Genomic DNA, 15,648 nt, shown 5'->3' with positions numbered 1-15,648 from the left:
CTCAGGCCCCACCCGCCGCGACGCCGACCGGATCCGCGGTACCAGCGCCCTTTGTCCCCGCGTGCTCCGTACTCGCGTGCTCCGTACCCGCGGGCTCCGTGGCGCCGAGGAAGTGGAACCCCGGGCGCGGGTGCATCAGGAAGTCATGGTGCGAGATGTTCCAGGCGTACGCCCCGGCCACCCCGAACACCACCCGGTCACCGGCCCGCAGTCCCGGCGCCGCGACCTCGCGGGCGAGTACGTCCTTGGGGGTGCACAGCTGGCCGGTCAGCGTCACCCGCTCGCCCGTCGCCGCCGAACGGGGCCACGGGTGCGGCCACGGCTCGTCGGACGGCAGCACCGTGCAGGGCTGGTCGTGGCCCTTGGTGGCCGGGGTGCGCAGGTGATGGGTGCCGCCGCGGACCACGGCGAACTCCTCGCCGTGACTGCGCTTCACATCCAGCACCTCGGTGGCGTACCAGCCGCAGTACGCGGTGAGCGCGCGGCCCGGCTCGATGCGCAGCGTGACGCCGGGGTGCGCGGCGGCGATCCGGGCCAGGCCCGCCCCGTAGGCCGCCCAGTCGAAACGGGCATCCGGAGCGGCGTAGTCGACGGCCATCCCGCCGCCGATGGTCACCTCGGAGAGCGGGAAGCGGTGACGTTCGGCCAGCTGCGCGGCCCAGGTCACGATGGACCCGGCGACCGTGAGCTGCTCGGGCGCCTCCAGACCGCTCGCCAAGTGGGCGTGGATTCCGCGGAGTTCCAGCTGCGGGTAGCTGCCGTCCGTCAGCAGCGTGACCACCTCGTCGGCCCGCGCGGGGTCCAGGCCGAAGGGGGTGGGGCGACCGCCCATGGCCAGCGAGCTGCCGTCCAGGGCGCCGTCGCCCACCGGAAGGTTGAAGCGCGGCAGCACGGCGACGCGCCGGCCCGCGGCGTGTTGGGCGGCCAGCTCGGCCAGCATGTGCAGTTCGTACACGCTCTCCACATGGAAGCGTGCGACGCCGAGCTCCAGCGCCCGGGTGATCTCGGCCGGCGTCTTGCCGGGACCTCCGAAGGCCAGGGGCGCGCCGGGTACGGCCGCCTCGACATGCGCCAGTTCGCCGCCCGAGGACACCTCGTAGCCGTCGACGTACGGGCGCAGCGCGGCCAGGATCTCCGGTTCGGGGTTGGCCTTGGCGGCGTAGTACAGATCGACGGGGGCGGGGAGCGCGGCGCGGACACCGCGGAGGTGGTCCCGCAGCGCCGTCAAGTCGTAGACGTACGCCGGGAGTTCGTCGCCCCGCAGGGTGCGGGTGTGGTTGCGGACCAGGGGAGTGGGGGCGGTCATCGGGCGTTCCAGGGGGTGGTGTCGTCGGTGCGTACGGTGCCGGTCAGGACGGACTCGGCGAGCGGCGAGGGCAGCAGGACATAGCCGGCCTCGCGGTCGGCCTTGCGCTCCCAGCGGGTGAGGAGATTCGCCTTGGCCGGCAGCGGCACACCGGCGAGCAGGGCGGCCAGCCGCGGCGGGCAGCCGTACCGGTCGGCATGGGTCTGCAGGGTGCGCCGGACCTGCGCCCACAGGTCGGCCTCGGTGTCCGGATGCAGATCGGCGAGCGCGGCGAGCATCTCGGAGACGTGGTTGACCAGCAGGCAGTAGACGACGCGGTCCCAGCCGCGCTGTGCGTCGTACGTCATCGGCGCGGCGACCGCCTCGGGCAGCGAGGCGAGCAGCTCGGCGTGGCGTTCGGGGACGAGCTTGGTGCCCTCCAGGTCACGGAAGAGGACCTGGGCGGGCATGCCGTCGCCGTCCACGCAGACCAGGACGTTCTGCAGGTGCGGTTCCAGCACCACACCGTGGTCGAAGTAGGCGGCGAGCACGGGCGGGACGAGGAGGTTGAGGTAAGCGGCCCACCAGTCGAGCGCGGCCTGCGGGCCGGCGCCGTCCAGAAGGCGGGAGACATGGCCGTCGCTGTGGGGGTACTCGTCGGCGACCGCGGCGGCCAGCAGCGGAGTGGTGCCGGGCAGCAGCCGCCGGGACAGGCCCTCGCGGATGATCACGCCGAACCCTTCGAGCAGCTCGGTGTCGGGCCGGCCGTCCGGACCCGGCAGGGCGAGGCTGCGGTAGGCGGGCTCGCGCAGCACCGCACTGCCCGGGAAACGGGTGGCCAGGTCGGCGAGCACCGGCTCCAGCAGCCGGGTGAGGGCGACCGCCCCGGACAGCTCGTAACTGGCGTTCTTGCGAAGGCAGTTGGTGATCCGGACGTTCAGACTGAACTTGAGGAAGGACGCGCCGTCGTAGAGCGTGCGGACGGAGGCCGTCGCGGCGAAGGGGGTCCGGCCGGTGCCCAGGACGCGCACGTCGCCGCGGTCCAACGCCTCCCGCAGGACGGGGTGGTCGCGCAGCAGCTCGTACTGCCAGGGGTGCGCGGGCAGCAGCCGGTAGCCGTCCGGAACCTCGGCGTGCAGCGCGTCCAGGGGCGCGGCGTCGCCGGGCGCGGCCGACTCCTCGGCGATCAGCTCGTCGCGCACGGCGAGCAGCAGCAGCGGGAAGGACGCCCCGGCCTCCGGTGCGTACGACCGCCAGGAGGCGGGGTCGCCGGTGCGGGCCTTGGGGGTGGGGTGGAAGCGGTGACCGAGGACCAGGGACTGTTCGGAGGCGAGGTAGCGGGCCGGCCAGTCGTCGGTGTCGGCCCCGGCGTCGGCGGCCGGTCCGGCCGGGCGCGGCGCCGTACGGCCGGCGGGCGCGGCGGAGATCGCCTGATGGCTGGAGGTGATCTGGGCCAGGAACTCGTCGTTGTCCACACCGGTCCGCAGCGACAGCTCGGCGTGGACGTACTCGGCCAGCCGGCGCCAGCCGACCTCGGCCCAGCCGCCGTCGGTCTCCTCGGTCACCGGGCCGGTGAAGCGGTGCGCGCCGATCAGCGACGTACGGCGCAGCGCGATCCGCAGCAGCACACCGCGGCGCGGCAGCCGCAGCAGCAGATGGCCGCTGTCGACGGCGGTCTGGTGCTCGGGCCCGGAGACCTCACGCAGCAGACAGTTCAGGAGGGTGTGCGCGACGGCCTGGTCGGCGGTGGGCGGACCGGCGGGGGCGGCGGCCGGGGCGGTGCCCGGGACCTGGGTGGTGCCGGGGGCCGGGACCGTGTCGGGGGAATTCGTCAGCGGGGGCATCGAGGGCTCCTGCGGGTGCGGGGGAGACGGGACGGCAGAGCGGGGATGACGGTCGCGACCGCTGTGACCAGCGCGATCGCGGTACCGATCAGGAGGGGGGCGGCGGGGCCGAACACGTCGTTGCCGGCCGCCGCGGCCAGGCCGGCGGCGACGGCGCCGGCCTTGGAGAAGAATTCGATGGAGCCGAACAGCCCGCCGGGCGCCCGGCCCTTGGCGCAGTCGGCGGCCAGTACGGACAGGCAGACCAGGCCCATGGTGAGACCCGCGCCGAGGACGAGGCGGACCGCGACGAAAGCGGTGAGCGAGTCGGCGAAACCATGGCCGGCCAGGCCGAGCGCTATACAGGCGAAGCCGAGCGCGATGCCGAGCCGGGGACGGGTGCGGAACAGCGCGTGCACCGCCATCGCCGCGACCAGATAACACATGTGCGGCAGCGCGAACAGCACACCGGACACCATCGGGCCGGTGCCCGGTATTCGCTCCTTGATCAGCGAGATCAGGTACGGGAAGGAGATCACGGTCGAGAAGACGAAGGCGAACTCCAGCACGTAGAGCGTGCGCAGGGAGGTGGCCGGGGCGCGTCCGGACGGCTCGGCCGCGGGGGTGTCCGCGGCGTCCACCGCCGTCGCCTCGACCTCGGCGGCCGGGGGCCGCGCGGCCGACTGCTGCTGCGGCGGCTCGGGGAGCGCCGCCAGCATCAGGGCGGCGGCCAGCGGCAGTACGGCCAGCAGGGCGTACTGGCGGTGCGGCGACAGCCAGGGTGTCAGCGCGCCGACGACGATCGGCGCGAAGACCAGCGCCGCGCGGGCGCTGCCCTGCATCACCGTCAGCGCCCGGGACAGAGCGGCGCCTTCGAGCGCCGCCCCCAGATACCCGTTCGATGCGGCGAAGGTGCCGCCCAGCACACCCTGGAGGACCAGCGCGGCGGCGAACGTCGCCAGCGATTCCGCCCAGCCGGCCAGCAGGAACGCCGCGGCGAGCCCCAACTGCGCGCGCAACAGCAGCCGTTTACGACCGAAACGGTCGGCGAGACGGCCCCACAGCGGGGCGCCGATGGCGCCGAAGATGGTCGGCACGATGTAGAGCAGACCGGCCCAGCGGGCGGCGCCGTCACCCAGCTCGGGCAGGATCTCGGTGAGATACGGCGGCAGGCCGAGCGCCGCGAACGACGCCACGAAGTAGCAGCCGGCCACCGCGTACACCTGACGGCGCGGGAGGCCCCGCCGGACCTTGGTCTCGACGGCGGCCGCGGCGACCTTCCGCGACCGACCGGCTCCGGCACCTCGCCCGGATCCGGCGACCTCCTGCGAACCGGCAACTCTCTGTGATCCGGCGGTGTTCTGTGAGGTAGCGGCGTTCTCCGGCGCGGAAGCGGTCCGGTGAGTGGGGGTGATACGTGATGCGGCGCTGTCGTACGAAGTCGAACTCGACGGATTCGGCGAACTCGGCGAACTCGGCGAACTCGGCGAATTCGGCGCAGCGGAGGAAGCCGCCGATGTGGCGTCGGCCGCCGAAGCGGAAGAAGCCGAGGAAGCCGAGGATGCGGACGAAGTGGATGAAGTGGACGAAGTGCGTGAAGTGGAGGTGGTGGCCATCAAGAAATCCCCGTCGGCAGCCCGGCGCTCCACAGCGAAGAGTTCGCCGACAGAGCCTCCGGCAGCAGATAGTTGGGACCGCTGGCGTAGTGCTTGTTGATGTCGGCCGCACCCGAGCGCTCCTTGGAGAGCAGCGTCCCGGCGCTGACCATGGCCTTTATCGGCAGTTCGGGCGCGTCCAGGACGGCGGCGCGCAGCGCCGCACCCGGCTCGCCCGCCCCGGTGCCCAGCCGCTCGACGGCCTCGGCGAGCCGGTCGCGTATCAGGCCCAGCAGCCGCCCGAGCGGAGCCCGGCCGTGCCGGGCGAGCCCGAAGGCGTAGGAGCCGGCGCAGAGGTGGAGGGTGATGGTCGTGAACAGGTCCAGCACCGGCCGGTCGCCGTCGGCGAATATCCGCGGGTCGGCGAAGTCCTCGGGGTCCGGCGCGTCCGTGCCCAGGGTGTCCCGCAGCCGCACGGTGTTGATGCGCGGCGCGTCATTGTCCTTGAACAGCAGCCGCAGCCGGGTGCCGCCCGCCGCCCGGTCCAGCACGAGCGAGATGTTCTGCTGATGGGACTCGAGCCCGATGCCGTAGCCGAAGAGGGTGGTCTGCCAGTCGAAGAGGAGGGTGAGGCAGGCATCCAGCAGGGCCAGCGGGTCGCCGCCGTAGTAACGGTCCGCGAGGTGGTCGATCACCAGCCGCCCGCCCGGTGCCCGGCCCAGCAGCGCCGCCATCGGCACGACGGAGCTGCCCTCGAGGCCGGCCGGGTAGCGACGGCAGAGCACGGCCAGCAGTTCATGGCCGGCATGCGCATAGACGGTCTCGTCGGCCTGCAGGACCGAGTGGGCGAAGCGCGGCTCGCGGGCCAGCACCTTCTCCAGCAGCCGCTGGCCCTCGGCGCCGTCGACGAGCGTGCGGGGCTTGATGGTGCGCCGGTTGCGCAGGCCCAGGGTCGCGGTGGCCAGCGGCAGCTTCAGATGCAGCGCCGGATCGGCGGGCAGCGCCACGGTGCGCATCGACAGCGTCGGTACGACGGAGAGCCGGGCGGACCCGGACAGCACCGCCTCGCCCTCCAGCCCGCTCTCCCGCAGCGCGTCATGCAGCGCATCGCCGAGCGTCAAGGGGTGGACGGGGAGGGGGAGATGGCTGCCTTCGAGGTGCGGCAGGCCCAGGTCCGTCGGAGTCGGCCAGCAGGCGGGCAGGGTCGCCTCGCCGCCCGGCACGGTGACCGCGGCGCGCGGCAGGGCGAGCCAGCGCAGCGCGAAGTCCGGCCGGAATTCGGGTGCGTACGCGCGCAGTTGTGCCTCGTCCAGGCCGGCCCGGCCACGGGACGTCGGATAGACCGGATGGTCGAGGCGGGCGGCCAGCGCCTCATAGGCCAGACCGCCGTCCAGCCCCAGCCAGGCGCCGGGGTCCTCGCCGTGACGTTTCGTCAGTTCCGTGTCCGCCTCGTCCCGCGTACGGGCGTGCAGCCGCATCGTCGCCAGGGTCTGGCGGCACTCCTCGGCGAAGGCGTCGAAGCCCTCGTGGTCCTCGGGGTCGGCGAGCGCGCGCAGCGCGGTGAGGGCGCCGTCGACGGTGCTCAGCCGGGCGCCGTCGGACTCGCGGATCAGCAGCGGCAGCCGGGCGGTGTGCACGCTCTGATAGCCGTCCGCGGCGAGCGGCAGCAGCAGGGCGCCGGCCGCCTCGTCCGCGGGCAGCCTGAGCCAGGGGCCGTCGGGGCGTTCCAGCACGGTGCTACGGCTCCGCAGCCCGACGACGTCCTCCCGCAGCAGTGCGCCCAGGACCCGCGTCAGCAGCTCGGCCTCCTGCGGCTCGGCCTCCTGCGGCTCGGGCTTTTGCAGTTCGGCCTCCTCGGCCCCGCCCGAAGCGCCACCGTCCCGACCACCGGCGGTCTCCAGTGCTCCACTCCTCACACGGTCTCCCGGTGCATCACGCATCACGCGGTCTCCCGGCGCTCCGCTCATCACGAGATCTCCCAGCGCTCGGCGGCGAAGAAGCCGTCCACGGCCCGGTCCACCGCGCCCTGGTCGCTGCCGATGGCGCGTACGACGCCGAGGTAGTCGCGGTTGGTGCGGTAATAGGGGTGCTCGGTGCCCAGGGCGCGCAGCGGCCGGTAAGACAGCCGTACGCCGTCCGCGGTCAGGTCACTGGCCTCGGGTGCCGCGGTGAGCGTCCCGGCCCGGTCGGCGAGGGCGTACTCCACCCGGGCCGCGCCGTCCTTGCGGGCACCGAGGTCCGCGGGCAGCGGCTCTCCCATATGCGTCCGCAGAATGTGCTCGAACAGCGGAATGTCCAGGACCTGCGCGAGCAGCAGATCGCACTGGTCGCCGATGACCCGGTAGTTCACCTCGATGAGCCGCGCCCGGCCCTCGTGCACCACGAACTCCGTGTGGCAGGCGCCGAATCCGACGCCCAGCGCGTCCAGCTGGGCCAGCACCTGGGCGCTCACGGACTCCGGGTGGGCGGCGACGAACTCGTGCCGCTCCTCGATGAAGGTGGGCGGCGCGGAGAGGGACGAGTGGAACCCACCCAGGACGTGCCGCAGCCGGCCGTCGCCGAGAGTCTCCAGTGTGTAGAGCTCGCCGGCCAGGAACTCCTCCGCGACCAGCGCCGCTTCCGGCCGCCGCGCCTGGATGTCCTTGGCCCGCGCCACGAGTTCCTCGGGCCCGTCGACCAGCATCACATCCTCGCTGGCCACCCCCTCACGGGGCTTGACGACACAGGGATAGGGCAGGTCGGCGGCGGCGAGCGCGGTCGGGTCCTGGCCGGGGCCGAGTTCCACGGACCGCACGGTGTCCACGCCCGTGGCGGCCAGATGACGGCGCATCTCGGCCTTGTTCTTGGCGCGCAGCGTGGCCCGCCAGTCCTTGCCGGGCAGCCCGAAGTAGTCGGCGGCCAGCGCCGCCTGAGTCTGCAGGTGATCGCTGTTGGTGAAGATCGCGTCGGCCGGGTGGTGGCTCGCTACGCGGGTGATGACGGCGCGGAAGTCATGGACGTCGCACTCCAGGACCTCGGTCTGGGGACAGCGGCGCCGGTGCGCTTCGGGCTGGTCGGTCAGGACCGTGACATCGAGACCGAGGCGGGCGGCGGCGGGCAGAAATCCCTCGGTGACCGAGTCGGTGGGGTTGAGGGCGAGCAGATACATCCGCATGAGCGGGACCCCTTCGGGATCAAGGGTGGTGCGGGGGACAGGCCGGGCGGGCCAGGGCGGCAAGAGCAACAACTCATCACTCACCGCCCGGAATTAATTACTCTCCGTAAGCGTTGCCGGAAAAGAAGGAGGCAGCACGAGGCACAAGGCGAAGGCACGCGCCGCACAGGGCACAGTCACGCGCCGCACAGGGCACAGGCACGCGCCCTCCGCCCCGTACGCCGCGGACGGACATCCCTCGGACCTCCGACCGATGACCCGCCCCCTCCGACGGGCCCATCGGGACCCGCCGGCTTTGAGGACGGGGCGGGACGGGCTCCAAGGGGGCGGACAGGCTCCGAGCGACGGACATCCTCATCGACCTCGTCCGAACGCGGCCTCATCCGAACCGCGGCGATGAGCGGCCGTCCTCCGTGGCCATCCATCACGGCCGACCTTCACGGCCGACCACCACGGAGGACAACGGCCCGCCCCTTCGGCTTCCGCCTTCCGCCTTCGGCTTCGGCGTCAGCCTTCGGTGGCGGTCGGTCAGGCCTTCGGCAGCGGCACGCCGGTGGCCTTCGCCACGTCGGCGAGCATGTGCTCGGCGGCCTGGATACCGATGCCGGACATCCAGGTCTCGTCCGGAACGTCGAAGACCTTGTGGTTCTTCACGGCGGGCAGCGCCTTCCAGACCGGGTTGGACGTGACGTCCTTCTTCTGGGTCTTGTCCGGCAGATCCGCGACGGTGACGAAGACCAGGTCGGCGTCGGCCTTGTCGATCTCCTCCGGGCTGACGTCGAGCATGGTCTTCACCGGGTCGGTGGAGCTCTGCGACTTCGGACGGGCCAGGCCGATGTCGTTCAGGACGACACCGCTGTAGGAGGACTTCTGGTAGAGGCGGGTCGGGCCGGCGACGAAGCGGACCACGGAGGCCGACGGCATCGTGCCGTGGTACTTCTTCTTGATCTCCGCGCCCAGCGCCTTGGCGCGCGCCTCGTACGCCTTGAGCTTCTGATCGGCCTCCTTCTCCAGGCCCAGGGCCTTGGCGTGGACCTTCAGATTGGCCTTCCAGGGGCCGCCGGTGGTCTCGGTGAAGACGGTCGGCGCGATGGCCTTGAGCTTGTCGTAGATCTTCCCGTGCCGGACCTTGGAGGACAGGATCAGGTCGGGCTTGAGGGAGATGATCTTCTCGAGGTTGGGCTCGAGCAGCGGACCGACGTCCTTGACGCCGCCGATCTCGTCCTTCAGGTACGAGGGGAAGCCGCCCTCGGTCTTCATGTGCGGGGAGACCGCGCCGACCGGCTTGACGCCGAGCGTGGTGACGTCGTCGAGCTCGCCGGTGTCCAGGACGACGACGCGCTTGGGCTTGGCGGGGATCGTCACGTCGCCGCCCATGACGCTCTTCACGGTGCGGGGGAAGCCGGCGCCGGCGTCGGCCTTCGCCGCGTCGTCGCCGCCGGACTTGCCGCCACCGCAGGCGGTGAGGGCGGCGGTGCCGAGGGCGAGGGTGAGCAGGGCGGCGGGCAGCCGGCGGACACGGCGCGAAGTGGGTCTGGTGAACATGAGGGTTCGACTTCCTTAGGGGACCGGAGCAGAAAGGGGAGACGGGGAAGGGAAGGGAGCGCTCGTGGGGGAGAGCGGGCCGGGTCAGGCGGGCACGGCGGTGTGCCGCTTCGCGCTGCCCTTGGGGACGACCAGCGGGGTGCCGGTCTCGGGGTCGGGGATCACCCGGCAGTCCACGTCGAACACGGACTTGACCAGCTCCGCGTCGAGTACGTCCGCCGGGGCGCCGGCCGCCGCAAGCTGCCCGTCCTTGAGGACCACGAGGTGATCCGCGTAACGGGCGGCCTGCCCGAGGTCGTGCAGCACCATCACCACGGTGCGGCCCGCCTCGGCGTGCAACTCGGCGACCAGGTCGAGGACATCGAGCTGGTGCCGCAGATCGAGGAAGGTGGTGGGCTCGTCGAGCAGCAGCAGATCGGTGTCCTGGGCCAGTGCCAGGGCGATCCAGGCGCGCTGCCGCTGCCCGCCGGAGAGCTGGTCGACGCACTGGTCGCGCAGCACGGCGGTCCCGGTGCGCTCCAACGCGTCCTCCACGGCCCGCTGGTCGGCCGCCGACCAGGGGCTCAGCAGCTTCTGGTGCGGATAGCGGCCGAGCCGTACGAGCGCCTCGACGGTGATCGCGTCGGGGGTGACCGGCTGCTGCGGGAGCAGCCCCATCCGCAGGGCGAGCGCACGGGCCGGCATCCGGTGGATGTCCGCGCCGTCCAGCGCGACGGTGCCCGCGGCGGGCGCCAGCAGCCGCGTCAGACCGCGCAACAGGGTGGACTTGCCACAGGCGTTGGGGCCGACGACCGCCGTGACGGCGCCGCCGGGCAGCACCAGATCGAGGCCGCCGACGATCAGCCGGTCGCCGTAGCGCAGATCGAGCCCGTGCGTGGAGAGCTGGTTGGCGGTCATCAAACACTCCTGTTCACGGAACTGCTCTGACGGATCATCAGCACCAGCAGCCAGGGCGCGCCCAGAGTGGCGGTGACCACCCCGACCGGCAGCCCGCTGACCGGCAGCAGATGCTGCGCCACCAGATCGGCGGAGAGCAGCAGTACGGCACCGGCGAGGCCGGACAGCGCTAGCGTCCCGGCGGTGGGCGGGCCGGCCAGGAACCGCACCATGTGCGGCACGGCCAGCGCGACGAAGGCGACCGGCCCGGTGAGCGCGGCGGCCAGCGACGCCAGCACGATCGCGGTCACCAGGACCTGAAGGCGGGCGGCGTCGGTGTTCAGACCGAGCGCACCAGCCGAGTCGTCGCCCAGGTCGAGTACGGCCAGCCGGCGGTGCAGCGCGAAGGCGATGACCAGCGCCACGGCCACCGCGCCGCCCGCGGCCCACACTTCGGTCCAGGTCCGTCCGTACACCGAGCCGGTGGTCCACTGCAGGGCGGAGCCCGCCAGTTCGGTGGGGAAGCGCACGACCATGAAGTTCACCGCGGCGGTCAGCCCGGCCTGGACGGCGAGGCCCACCAGCACCAGCCGGGTCACGCTCGCACCGGAGCGCCAGCCGAGCACCCCCAGCAGCACCGCGGCGAGCAGTCCGCCGCCGAGCGCGGCCAGCGGCATCAGCGCCTGCGAGGCACCGGCGGCCAGCATCGCCACCGCACCGAACGACGCGCCGCCGGTCACCCCCATGACATCCGGTGAGGCCAGCGGATTGCGGAACAGCCGCTGCAGCAGCGCACCGGCCACCGCCAGCCCGCCGCCCGCGATGATCGCGGCGGCCATCCGCGGGGCGCGGAACTCCTGGACGATCAGCACGGTGGCCGTATCGCCCAGCCCGAACAGGCCCCCCAGCGCATCGAACGGCGGCAGCGGCATATCGCCGGTGGACACCGACACCGTGACCAGCACGAGCAGCACCGCGACGGTGCCGAGGGCGAGCAGCGGGACGCGGCGAACGGCACGACGGCGCGCGGGGTTCGGCGCGGCGGGCTGCGCGGGACGCAGGACGTCGGTCATCGGGCCACCTTCCGGGCCAGCAGCGCCAGCAGCGGGGCGCCGAGGAAGGCGCTGATGATGCCGACCTGAAGCTCGGACGGCCGGATGACGAGCCGTCCGAGGATGTCGGCGGCGAGCAGCAGCAGCGGTCCGGCGATCAGGCAGCCGGGGATGACGATGCGGTGGTCGGAGGTGCGGAACAGCTGCCGTACGAGGTGCGGTGCGGCCAGTCCGATGAAGGCGAGCGGCCCGGCGACCGCGACGGCCGAGGCGGCGAGCAGCACCACGGCGAGGCCGCCGGCCAGCCGGATGCGGGTCACCGGTACGCCGAGCGCCTGCGCCGCATCGTCGCCCAGGGCAAGGGCGTTGAGCGCCGGGGTGAGGACCAGCGCGAGGACCAGACCGATCACCAGGGTCGGCAGCACCGGCCAGAGCACCGACAGCGGGCGCTCGGCCAGCGATCCGGCCAGCCAGAACCGCGCCTCGTCCAGCGAGCGCTTGCTGGCCAGCATCACCGTGGACGTCCAGGACAGCAGCACGAGTTGGAGGACGGTGCCGCCCAGCGCGAGCCGTGCCGGGTCGAGGTCCCCGGCCCGCCGGGCCAGCGCCTGGGCGAACACGGCGGCCGCCGCGGCGCCCGCGAAGGCGAACCAGAGGTATTCGGCGGGACGGGTCAGATGGAGGGCGTAGATCGCGGTGACCACGGCGAAGCCGGCACCGGCGTTGATGCCGAGAGTGGTCGGTGAGGCGAGCGGGTTGCGGGTGATGCCCTGGACGACCGCCCCGGCGACGCCGAGCGCCGCGCCGACCGCGAGTCCGACGAGGGTGCGCGGCAGCCGAAGACCCGTCACCACGAGGGCGTCCCGCCCGTGTTCGGTCCCTGACAGGGCGTCGAGCACGGTGGACAGCGGTACGGAACGGGCCCCCAGTGCGAGGCTCAGCGCCGCGCAGACCGCCAGCGCGCCCAGGCCGGCCGCGAACAGCGGGATACGCCGCCAGGTCCGCGCGGCGGGGCGCGGTTCGGGCACGGGGGGTGCTGTGGCAGGTGGGTTGGTCGTCGACACGCGTCGTTACATTAGGTTAGGCATACCTAATTCTGCAAGTGCAAGGACTGGATGCGGGTAACTGTCCTCTTTGTCGGCGAAGTTGGCCTCAATCCTGCCTTTCGAAGGTTTCCCCCCGGGGATCGCGAGGTTCACTCACTCTCAAAGTGTATTGATTGCACCTTCTTAGTCACTGTGCTTTTCTTGAGTCATGACCACCACCCCGCGTATCGCGATCATCGGCGGCGGCCCCGGCGGGCTCGTCTGCGCCCGGGTCCTCCAGCGGCACGGCATCGAGGTCACCGTCTACGACCGCGATGCGTACGCCGAAGACCGTCCGCAAGGCGGCACGCTCGACCTGCACGAGGCCACCGGTCAGGCGGCCCTGCGCGCGGCGGATCTGGACAAGGAGTTCTTCGCCCTGGCCCGCCCCGAGGGCCAGGAGATGCGCCTGCTGGACCACACCGGCACCGTGCTCTTCCGGCATGCGCCGGACGCCGGCGAACCGGACCGACCCGAGATCGACCGCGGCGAACTGCGCCGCCTCCTCCTGGACTCCCTCACCCCCGGCACCGTCCGCTGGGGCCGCTATCTGCGCACCCTCCACCCGCGCGGCGACGGCACCCACGAGGCCGAGTTCGACGGCGGCCCGTCCGAGACCTTCGACCTGGTCATCGGTGCCGACGGCGCCTGGTCCCGGGTGCGGCCGCTGCTCTCGGACGACTCGCCCCACTACGCGGGCGTCACCTTCGTCGAGACCGCGTTCGACGACGTCGACACCCGCCATCCGGCCGTCGCCCGCCTCGTCGGCGACGGCGGCATGATGGCCGCACACGACAACAAGGCCCTGATCGCCCAGCGCACTTCCCGCGCCCGGATCCGCGTGTACGCCGCCTTCCGGGGGTCCCAGGACTGGGCGCTGGAGCGCGGCGTGCACCTCGCCGACCCGGAAGCGGTGCGCGCCGCGCTCCTGGAACGCTTCGCCGGCTGGGACGACCGGCTGCTGGCACTGCTACGGGAGGGCGACGGCGGGTTCGTCAACCGGCCCCTGTACGCCCTGCCGGTACCCCACACCTGGACCCACACCCCGGGCCTGACCCTGCTGGGTGACGCCGCGCATCTGATGACGCCGTTCTCCGGCATGGGCGCCAACCTCGCCATGCTCGACGGCTGCGAACTGGCCCAATCCCTCGCGAGGCACGACGAGTTGGACGAGGCGGTGCGCGCGTACGAGGCGAGCATGCTGCCCCGCGCCGCCCGTGCGGCCGAGGCCGCCGCCCGCGGCCTGGACAACGCCATCGCCCCCGACGCCCCGCAGGGCTCGCTGCGCCACCTGCGCCACTTCCAGCGCTCCGCCGACCAGCCGCCCACCACGTAACGCTCCGCCCGTACCGACTCCACTTTCCGAGTCACTCAACCCTGAGAGTTAGTCTGACGTTATGACTCAGCCGACGACCGGCCGCCGGGAACGCAAGAAGGCCCAGACCCGCAAGGCGCTGGCGGACGCCGCCCTCGAGCTGTTCCTGGAGCACGGCTACGACCAGGTCAGCGTCAAGGATGTGGCGGAGGCCGCCGATGTGTCGGTGACCACGTTGTTCAAGCACTTCAGCGGCAAAGAGGCGCTGGTCTTCGACCGGGACACCGAACGGGGCGAGGCGCTGGTCGCGGCGGTACGGGAGCGCGGACCGGGCCGGACGGTCCTGGACGGACTCCGTGACCACCTGCGGGACATCGTGCTCAAGGCCCATGACGCCCCGGAGTTCCGCCGGTTCCGGGAGCTGATCGACGGCACCCCGGCGCTCGGCGAGTACGCGCACCGCATGTGGATGCGGCACGAGACGGCCCTGGCCGGTGCGATCGCCGCGGAGACCGGTGTTGATGCGGATGATGTGCGGGTCCGTGCGCTGGCCCACTATGCGCTGGCCGCGCCCCGGCTGGCCGGCGGTGGCGCGGACCCCGGGGCCGACCTGGACCGCATCTTCACCCTTCTGCGACACGGCTGGGGTGACCTGGGCGTCTGACGGGACGAATCATCAGTTCGTCACACGAACGGCTCCTCGATCGTCGTTGCGTCGTCGAATTCTTGTGATTTACGCGTAATGTCCACTTCGCGCCAATGGTGGCATTGCGCGTCAAGAACAGGAGAACCTTATGTCCACGACCGACATCTTCGGGGGCCGAGGCAAGCAGCTGGCGGCCGGTGCGGGTGCACTGACCGCGGCCCTCACCCTCGGTGCGACGCTGCTCGCTGCGGCTCCCGCTCAGGCGGCGGCGCCCCCCGCGCCCCCCTCACCGCCCCAGGGCGCGGCCGCGAAGCCGTACGGCACGATCACCGCCAGCCATGGCCTGACCCTGCGTCAGGACCCCAGCACGGACGCCCTTGTGCGCGGCTACGTCCGCCACCAGGCGCGGATCGGCCTGCAGTGCAAGGTCCGTGCGCAGAGCATCGAGGGGAACAACATCTGGTACCTGGTCCGTGACACGCGGGACAGCTGGATCTCCGCGAAGCATGTGAACAACAGCGGAGCCGTCAAGTTCTGCAAGGACATGCCGCACAACAAGGTCGTACCGAACAACCCGCCGAAGCACGCCAAGGGCTGACCGGCCCGGTGAGGCCCGGTCCGGTACCGCAGGGTGCCGGACCGGGCCTTCCGCATGCGCGCCGAAGGGGCGCGTCAGACCAGGCCGTTCCAGCCCCAGCGGGGTGTGGGGCCCGGGTCGCCGAGGTCGGTGCCGGCCGGGTCGGCGGACACCTCGCGGGCGATCCTGGTGCCCCAGTCGAAGTACGCGATGACCTGCCGGCGCAGCTCCTCGTCGGCCGGCAGCTCCTTATCGACGGCGCCGCCCATCAGCTCCATCCAGCGCAGCCGTTGCTCCTCGGTGATCTCCAGGCCGAGGTGCGAGCGCAACAGGGCCTGATGGCCGCCCAGTTCGTCGGTGAACGCGGTGTCCCCGCCGAAGATCTCCGCCAGCCAGACGGCGACATGCTCGATATGGGTGCGGGTGAAGTCCGCGAACACCGGCGCCAGTACGGGGTCGGCGAGCACCGCTTCGTAAAAGGTGTTGCTCAGACGGCGCAGCACCTCGATGCCGCCGATCGCTTCCAGCAGCGTATGCGGCCGCTCGGTCATGGCTCCGGTTCCCTCCGTTGTGTCACCGCATCGGTGATCGTCCGGTGAGCGTAGAGCGGGCGGCCGGTGCCGAGAGGCCCTTCCGTATTAATGGAACACGTTCTACTGTGCCCTTCGGTCCGGCGGTCGACGGGCCGTCAGAAT

14 protein-coding genes are annotated in these 15,648 nt (G+C 72.2%); 4 read left to right on the top strand and 10 right to left on the bottom strand.

Annotated features, from left to right (window positions below):
- Window position 1: 1 nt before the first annotated feature.
- The 3 genes from AC5677_RS06140 to AC5677_RS06130 are packed head-to-tail and all read right to left on the bottom strand — an operon-like array spanning window position 2 to window position 4,322.
- On the bottom strand, window positions 2-1,306 hold the full coding sequence (locus AC5677_RS06140) for a type III PLP-dependent enzyme (RefSeq protein ID WP_497193980.1): 1,305 nt from the start codon (window positions 1,304-1,306) through the stop codon (window positions 2-4).
- Complete coding sequence (locus tag AC5677_RS06135; RefSeq protein WP_497193979.1) at window positions 1,303-3,129, bottom strand: IucA/IucC family protein; 1,827 nt, start codon at window positions 3,127-3,129, stop codon at window positions 1,303-1,305. The genes AC5677_RS06140 and AC5677_RS06135 overlap by 4 nt, the downstream gene beginning before the upstream one ends.
- The gene (locus AC5677_RS06130) at window positions 3,117-4,322 is read right to left on the bottom strand and encodes an MFS transporter (RefSeq protein ID WP_497193978.1); all 1,206 of its coding nucleotides are present in this window, start codon (window positions 4,320-4,322) and stop codon (window positions 3,117-3,119) included. The genes AC5677_RS06135 and AC5677_RS06130 overlap by 13 nt, the downstream gene beginning before the upstream one ends.
- Before the next feature lie 190 nt (window positions 4,323-4,512).
- Here AC5677_RS06130 and AC5677_RS06125 point away from each other — a divergent pair, with 190 nt between their 5' ends.
- A complete protein-coding gene (locus AC5677_RS06125) occupies window positions 4,513-4,824 on the top strand; it encodes a hypothetical protein (RefSeq protein ID WP_497193977.1) in 312 nt (103 codons plus the stop codon).
- On the opposite strand, the gene AC5677_RS06120 is transcribed toward AC5677_RS06125, so the two are convergent.
- The 6 genes from AC5677_RS06120 to AC5677_RS06095 all read right to left on the bottom strand — a co-directional run bounded on the left by AC5677_RS06120 (window position 4,724) and on the right by AC5677_RS06095 (window position 12,358).
- A complete protein-coding gene (locus AC5677_RS06120) occupies window positions 4,724-6,547 on the bottom strand; it encodes an IucA/IucC family protein (protein ID WP_497196524.1) in 1,824 nt (607 codons plus the stop codon). The genes AC5677_RS06125 and AC5677_RS06120 overlap by 101 nt on opposite strands.
- A gap of 122 nt (window positions 6,548-6,669) precedes the next feature.
- A complete protein-coding gene (locus AC5677_RS06115; RefSeq protein WP_497193976.1) occupies window positions 6,670-7,857 on the bottom strand; it encodes an ATP-grasp domain-containing protein in 1,188 nt (395 codons plus the stop codon).
- 528 nt (window positions 7,858-8,385) lie between these two features.
- Window positions 8,386-9,402, bottom strand: coding sequence for an ABC transporter substrate-binding protein (locus tag AC5677_RS06110; protein WP_497193975.1), 1,017 nt, complete (start codon window positions 9,400-9,402; stop codon window positions 8,386-8,388).
- An 84-nt stretch (window positions 9,403-9,486) separates the two neighbouring features.
- A complete protein-coding gene (locus AC5677_RS06105) occupies window positions 9,487-10,299 on the bottom strand; it encodes an ABC transporter ATP-binding protein (RefSeq protein ID WP_497193974.1) in 813 nt (270 codons plus the stop codon).
- Window positions 10,299-11,351 (bottom strand): FecCD family ABC transporter permease, encoded by a 1,053-nt coding sequence (locus AC5677_RS06100; protein WP_497193973.1) that lies wholly within the window; start codon window positions 11,349-11,351, stop codon window positions 10,299-10,301. Before AC5677_RS06100 ends, AC5677_RS06105 begins: the two co-directional genes overlap by 1 nt.
- Window positions 11,348-12,358: a FecCD family ABC transporter permease gene (locus AC5677_RS06095; RefSeq protein ID WP_497193972.1), complete on the bottom strand. Its 1,011-nt coding sequence runs from the start codon at window positions 12,356-12,358 to the stop codon at window positions 11,348-11,350. Before AC5677_RS06095 ends, AC5677_RS06100 begins: the two co-directional genes overlap by 4 nt.
- A 226-nt stretch (window positions 12,359-12,584) precedes the next feature.
- On the opposite strand from AC5677_RS06095, the gene AC5677_RS06090 reads away from it, so the two are divergent.
- The 3 genes from AC5677_RS06090 to AC5677_RS06080 all read left to right on the top strand — a co-directional run bounded on the left by AC5677_RS06090 (window position 12,585) and on the right by AC5677_RS06080 (window position 14,974).
- The gene (locus tag AC5677_RS06090) at window positions 12,585-13,751 is read left to right on the top strand and encodes an FAD-dependent oxidoreductase (RefSeq protein WP_497193971.1); all 1,167 of its coding nucleotides are present in this window, start codon (window positions 12,585-12,587) and stop codon (window positions 13,749-13,751) included.
- A gap of 61 nt (window positions 13,752-13,812) precedes the next feature.
- The gene (locus AC5677_RS06085; RefSeq protein ID WP_497193970.1) at window positions 13,813-14,394 is read left to right on the top strand and encodes a TetR/AcrR family transcriptional regulator; all 582 of its coding nucleotides are present in this window, start codon (window positions 13,813-13,815) and stop codon (window positions 14,392-14,394) included.
- A 130-nt stretch (window positions 14,395-14,524) separates the two neighbouring features.
- Window positions 14,525-14,974: an SH3 domain-containing protein gene (locus AC5677_RS06080; RefSeq protein ID WP_497193969.1), complete on the top strand. Its 450-nt coding sequence runs from the start codon at window positions 14,525-14,527 to the stop codon at window positions 14,972-14,974.
- A 74-nt stretch (window positions 14,975-15,048) separates the two neighbouring features.
- On the opposite strand, the gene AC5677_RS06075 is transcribed toward AC5677_RS06080, so the two are convergent.
- Window positions 15,049-15,504, bottom strand: coding sequence for a group II truncated hemoglobin (locus AC5677_RS06075; protein WP_497193968.1), 456 nt, complete (start codon window positions 15,502-15,504; stop codon window positions 15,049-15,051).
- Between the last annotated feature and the right edge of the window lie 144 nt (window positions 15,505-15,648).

This window comes from Streptomyces sp. JLSY215 (assembly GCF_059682825.1).
This window is presented reverse-complemented; position numbering and strand designations above follow the sequence as displayed.